Origin of the sequence: Micromonospora sp. H61 (assembly GCF_018070325.1) — a bacterium.
GTDB classification, from domain to species: domain Bacteria; phylum Actinomycetota; class Actinomycetes; order Mycobacteriales; family Micromonosporaceae; genus Micromonospora; species Micromonospora salmantinae.
In genome coordinates this window covers 1-5,183 of the sequence record NZ_JAGPXY010000138.1, presented here as the reverse complement: position 1 = coordinate 5,183, position 5,183 = coordinate 1, and the positions used below count along the sequence as shown (strand labels likewise).

5 protein-coding genes are annotated in these 5,183 nt (G+C 67.5%); 1 reads left to right on the top strand and 4 read right to left on the bottom strand.

Annotation, left to right across the window (positions count from 1 at the left end):
- A partial coding sequence (locus KBX08_RS32060; protein ID WP_210787506.1) for a YcaO-like family protein occupies positions 1 to 886 on the top strand: 886 nt, incomplete at its 5' end.
- Between the two features lie 399 nt (positions 887 to 1,285).
- Here KBX08_RS32060 and KBX08_RS32055 read toward each other — a convergent pair.
- The 4 genes from KBX08_RS32055 to KBX08_RS32040 form a co-directional block, all read right to left on the bottom strand.
- Positions 1,286 to 1,918, bottom strand: a complete 633-nt coding sequence (locus tag KBX08_RS32055; RefSeq protein WP_210787505.1) for a response regulator transcription factor — start codon at positions 1,916 to 1,918, stop codon at positions 1,286 to 1,288.
- A 145-nt stretch (positions 1,919 to 2,063) separates the two neighbouring features.
- A complete protein-coding gene (locus KBX08_RS32050; RefSeq protein ID WP_210787504.1) occupies positions 2,064 to 2,723 on the bottom strand; it encodes a TfuA-like protein in 660 nt (219 codons plus the stop codon).
- On the bottom strand, positions 2,720 to 4,063 hold the full coding sequence (locus KBX08_RS32045; RefSeq protein WP_210787503.1) for a YcaO-like family protein: 1,344 nt from the start codon (positions 4,061 to 4,063) through the stop codon (positions 2,720 to 2,722). Before KBX08_RS32045 ends, KBX08_RS32050 begins: the two co-directional genes overlap by 4 nt.
- A gap of 929 nt (positions 4,064 to 4,992) precedes the next feature.
- On the bottom strand, positions 4,993 to 5,183 hold a 191-nt coding region (locus tag KBX08_RS32040; protein ID WP_210787502.1), incomplete at its 5' end, for an SMP-30/gluconolactonase/LRE family protein.

Sequence of the window (5,183 nt, the reverse complement as noted above, 5' to 3'; positions counted from 1 at the left end):
CTACCGGGTCCATCACTCCGAGCACGAAGCGACGCCGTTCGTCTACGAGATCTCGAATGGCTGTGCCCTCGGCGGCAGTCTGGAAGAGGCGATACTGCACGGCATCCTCGAGGTCGCTGAGCGCGACGCGTTCCTGATGACCTGGTATGCGCAGATGCCGGTGCCGCGGATCGACCTACGCACGGCGCGCCGTCGGATGGTCCCGCTCATCGCCGAGGCGATCCGGGCGGAGACCGGTTACACCGTCATGGCCTTCGACATCACCCTCGAACAGGGCATCCCCTGTGTCTGGGCGTTGGCGGTGGACCCGTCGGACGACGACGAACGGCCCAAGGCCGTCTGCGCCGCCGGCAGCCACCTCGACCCGGAGATCGCCGCTGAGAACGCGTTGAGCGAACTGGGGGCAATCCTGGTCGACCTGATGGGCCGCTATCCGGGCCAGCGGGACCAGGCCGAACACATGGTGCGGAACGGGTTGCTGGTAACGGAGATGAACCACCACTCCCTGCTGTACGGCACCCGTGCCGCCGCCGCCCGCCTTGACTTCCTGACCGGTTCGCCGCGCTCGGTGAGCTTCGCCGAGATGACACAGCCCGACGCGTTCCATCACGCCGACCTCAGCGACGATCTCCGCGAGTTGGTTCGCCGCTACCTCGACCAGGGCATGGACGTGATCGCCGTGGACCAGACCACGCCCGAACAGCGTTCACAGGATCTAGCCGGCGCCAAGGTGATCATTCCTGGCACGCTGCCGATGACCTTCGGCCACCACCTGCGCCGGGTGGACGGGATACCTCGGTTGCAGGAGATTCCGTACCGGCTCGGCTACCGAGCGCAGCCGCTCAAGCCCTCGGACGTCAACCCGCACCCCCACCCCTTCCCCTGAGTCGCGACGAGATCGAGGAGCCAACCCGGATGTATCTGCAGTTCGTCCTCTGGGACCTGAGCAAGTCGCGAGTCTCCGTTGAAGACCTACGCGCTTACCTGCGTGACTACGCGGTCGAGGCGTACGCCCAGTTGCCGGGAATGCGGCTGAAAACGTGGTTCGCCAACCCCCAACGCCAGGTGTGGGGCGCGGTCTACCTGTGGGACGGTGCCGAATACATGGATGGCCCAGCCCGGGTGAGCCGCGCCATCGAGCTGATCGGATACCCACCTTTGACTGACCCGGCCCCGGGATCCGCGGCGCGCAGGCGCGGTGCTGACGGCCGGCCGGGGGAGGTCCGATCCGTTGGGGCGTGGTTGCGATGCGCCGAGCTGGTGTCGCCGGACCCGACGCACACCGTCAGGCGTCTGACCCTTCCGCCAGGTCGCGTCCGAAAGCCTGCTGGATGGCCTGGACACGGGAGTTGACGTCGAGTTTGGCGTAGACGTTCGTCAGATGCCGCTTGACTGTGGTCTCGCTGATGAACAACTGCTCGGAGATTCGCCGGTTGCTCATGCCCGCGGCAACCAACCGCATGATCTCAACCTCCCGGTTCGTCAACGGACCGGGTGCCACCGTGGTCGGCCGCAGCTTGCGGAGCGTACCGACAGGTGCGGAGAGGATGAAGCGGTCCTCCTTGCGGTGCACCGCCTGAATGACACAGACCAACTCCTCCAACTGCACTCCCATCGCGAGGCACGCATGGGCGCCCGAGGTGAGCACCTTCCACAGGAAGAGATGGTCGTCGGAGTCGGTCAGAACGACGACCTTCGAGTCGGGCCGCTCGTCCAGAATGGGCGCAACCAACAGGTCCGGTAACTCGTCGCCGGGGTCGGTGATCAGGATCGTGGTGTGCGGCGAGTCCCCCGCGGGAGCCGGGGAGGTGCTGGGCGACAGACGGCCGTCGTACACGGAGAAGTTCGGAACCTTCTTCAGTAGTTCGGCGAGGCCGTGCCGAAGCAGTGGTGTCTCGGTAACGATCTCGATCGTCATCGAGGGCGGACAACCCCGGACAACATCCGGGCCCGGGTTCTGCAAAGTCGACAAGATGCTCCCTCGGTGACGTGCGACCGACCCTCGGTCCGGCGGTCGCGACAGACCCAACGTCTGCGCGATCGCCGGTGAAAGCGTTCGACGGCTAGCGGAGGTCCATCCGGCGAAGGAGGGCAATCGCGTCTTCGCGTTTGGCATCCGGGGCATCCGTGTCGAGGAAATCCCGTAACGCCACCAACTCCGGCTCACCGACCGCCTCACGTACCCCTGGCAGCCGCAGGATCCGGGCATAGGTACGGTCGGGGAAGTAGAGACCCTTGGCCCCGGCCAGTAGGGTCTCGGCGCTGCCCGGCGAGATCACACCGCGGTCCACCGCCGCAGCGATCGCCACCCGGATGTTCACCATCGGCTCGCACAGGGCGCGTTGCGAATCCGTGTCGAAAGTGACCGCCACCTCGTCGTCGGCGTTGATCGCGCCGGACCGGTACAGCTCGAAGACCTGTCCGACGCCGACCATGCCCTCGTGGACGAGTTCGGCCGCGCGTAGAGCTCCCATGCTTGATGAGCCGAACACCCGTACCGGCTCAGGGTGCCGGTCGATGGCCCGAAGCACTTCTTTCGGAGAGATCATCAACTGCTGGAGAAACTGGCCGTCGATGATGCCGATGTGGGTCGGCGGCTCCGGCTCGGCGAGCAGCAGGTCGATGTCGCCTCGCTTGACCGGTGGTCGTACCTCGACTGGTGCCAGTTCGGTGACCGTGGCGGCGTCGATGCTGGGCCCGGCGAAAACCACCGCGCGCGTCATCGTCTGGCCCCCGTCGGGTCGACCCGTTTCCGTGGCGTGGCCACCGTCCGCAGCGCTTCGTCCCAGCGCGCCTTAGCCCGTGGGCCGAGCTTGCTCTGGTCGATCGCCCAGGAGTCGAGCCCCGGGACGATCACCCGGACCACGTGCACCGGGAAGCCCGGGGGTGTGCGGTCAACCACGATGACCCTCTCCAGTCCGTTGTCCCGCAGTCGTTCGAGCATCAGGCGCGTGTCGGCGATGACGTCGTCGCTCGGGTAGCTGTGTACGTCGCCGAAACTCACCGGTGATACAGACTCCCGCCATGGCCACACCGAGCGGTCCACCTCCCCACGGCGGGACACGTGGTGACCCCAGGTGTCGGCCTCGACACTGGGCAGGCTGATGTCCTCGCGCATGCCTTGAATGTCCACGGCTCGGCTCTGGGCCAGCTCGGTAAGTGCCCGGATGATCGCCACCTCGGCGTTGGGGTGCGTGCCGTAGCCGGAATGGCCGGGAGAGAAGGTCTCGGCCAACGACTCGTTGACCACGGCGGCGAAGGTCGGAATGCCGAGCGGGGAGGTGATGTCCCTGACAACCAGCGGTAGTCCCGAGTCCTGGATACGGTCGGCGAACCAGCGCGCCGCCTCCGGCAGGGTCGCCAGATCCACACTCGGCGTACTGTCCTCCAGCGCGGTCACCGCACCGGCGGGCGCGGCCGCGCCGAGCTTGTCACGCATCATGTGGGGGATGCGGTTACTGACCAGATCCGCCATGGTCAACGCGTCACGCTCGATCACCTCGCAGAGGGCGTGACAGACTGCCTCCTCGAGCGAGTTGCCCGAGGCCAGCCCATTACTGGTGTTGATCGCGAAGCACTGGACCTCGTGAAAGCGGACGTAGTAACCAGCCAGGCTCAGCGGTACGTGGACCGGCTCGTCCCGCAGTAGGTCGTAGCCCTGGGCCCAGGAGATTGGCCGGTCCGTACGGTAGGAGTGGCCGGGCGCGAGATTGTGGTCGGCCGGGTCGAGCACTGCCACGTTGGCGTCCCGCAGCTCAGCGTAAGAGGCGATGCGATCCGGCGTCCTGGGCTGCCAGGCGGCAAACCGCTCCACCGCTTCCATGATCGCCGACGCTCGCGCGTCGTCGTGGGTACGCCCCTTGCCGTTGTAGACCGAGAGGAGATCATCAGATCGCGGCACGATCGCGTTGTAGACGGGAATTCCGATCCGGTCCAGCCAGGTGATGTCGGCGACCCGGGCCACTCCGACCGTCCGTAACAGGGGAGTGACGCGCTCCAGGGTCTGCAGCGTGGTCACCTCACGGGTGGGTCCAATCTTCGGGACGCGTTCACGCAGCTTCATCAGACCACCACCTGCGATCGGCCCAGTGTGACAAGTGTCGGTGCTGCTGGCAGAGATGCCGGTCTAGGCATTTGTCAGGCTCTCCTATCCGAGGCAATTGCCGTCGCCACCGCGTGGGTCCCGTCGCGGAAGTCCACTCCCGCCTGAGGGGCGTAGCCGGAGTCGGGCTGGTCTCGTTGCCCTGACCCTGACCCTGACCCTGACCCTGACCCAGGCCGACTGGCACTGGAACCAACCCTGACCGGCAGGAGCGAGAGCGGGAAGGGATACGCCCGTCCCGAACTGTTCGGAACGAAGGTTCGGCCTTGCCCCGTGTTCATTCGCACTCTCGAACGCCTACACCCACACCGCGCGGTGGCAGCGCGCGTAGCGCCCCTCGCGGCACGGTTCGGCACCGAACGCCCGAAGAGTGACCGGCCCCATTCGCGCGCTTGCCCACCTGAGGCCGAACGGTCCGGCACGGTGACGACGCGCGCACATTGCCGCCGGGCGACCTGACGCGCGTTCGCATTGACCAGCACGGGCTGCTCGGCGGCGCCGAGGATGGGCAGATCCGACAGCGAGTCGCTGTAGGCCACCCGCCACGGTGGCGTCACCCCCTGGCCGGCGAGCTGCGCCATCTTCGTCGCCCCGTGGTGGTGCACGATCACCCGCCGCCGGGCGACGGCTCCGCCGCAGGAGCGGGCCCCCCTCCGGGCAGGGCTCGCCGCCGCGCGCCGCAACATCGCCCGGACCGACCCGTACCTGCGCTGGTTGCTCGCTACTGCGCACGCCTGGCAGGTCAGGGAGGCGTTGCGCCGGGCCCGCCGGCAGACCTTCCTGGCCGCCGCGCTGTGGTGGTCGGGGCGGTGGTGTTCATCGCCGCGACCGCCGGATAGCGCGCCGCCTCGTCGGGCTATGACGACAGCGGCGCGCCATCCAGCAGTCGGTCAGTACGGATATCCGGGGACGTTGAGTCGCACGCTGTACAGCCCGGAGTCGCCCCACCGGCCGGACGTGACGAAGAGGGTCTGCCGGTCGGGGCCGCCGAATGCCACGTTGGTCGTGCCGGAGTTGCCGGAGCGGATCGTGCCGAGCTGGGTGCCCGCGGGGGAGTAGACGTGGACCAGGGAGTCCCCGC

Coding starts and splice junctions, on each gene's coding strand:
- KBX08_RS32055 (WP_210787505.1), bottom strand. CDS start 1,918: ATGACGATCGAGATCGTTACCGAGACACCACTGCTTCGGCACGGCCTC.
- KBX08_RS32050 (WP_210787504.1), bottom strand. CDS start 2,723: ATGACGCGCGCGGTGGTTTTCGCCGGGCCCAGCATCGACGCCGCCACG.
- KBX08_RS32045 (WP_210787503.1), bottom strand. CDS start 4,063: ATGAAGCTGCGTGAACGCGTCCCGAAGATTGGACCCACCCGTGAGGTG.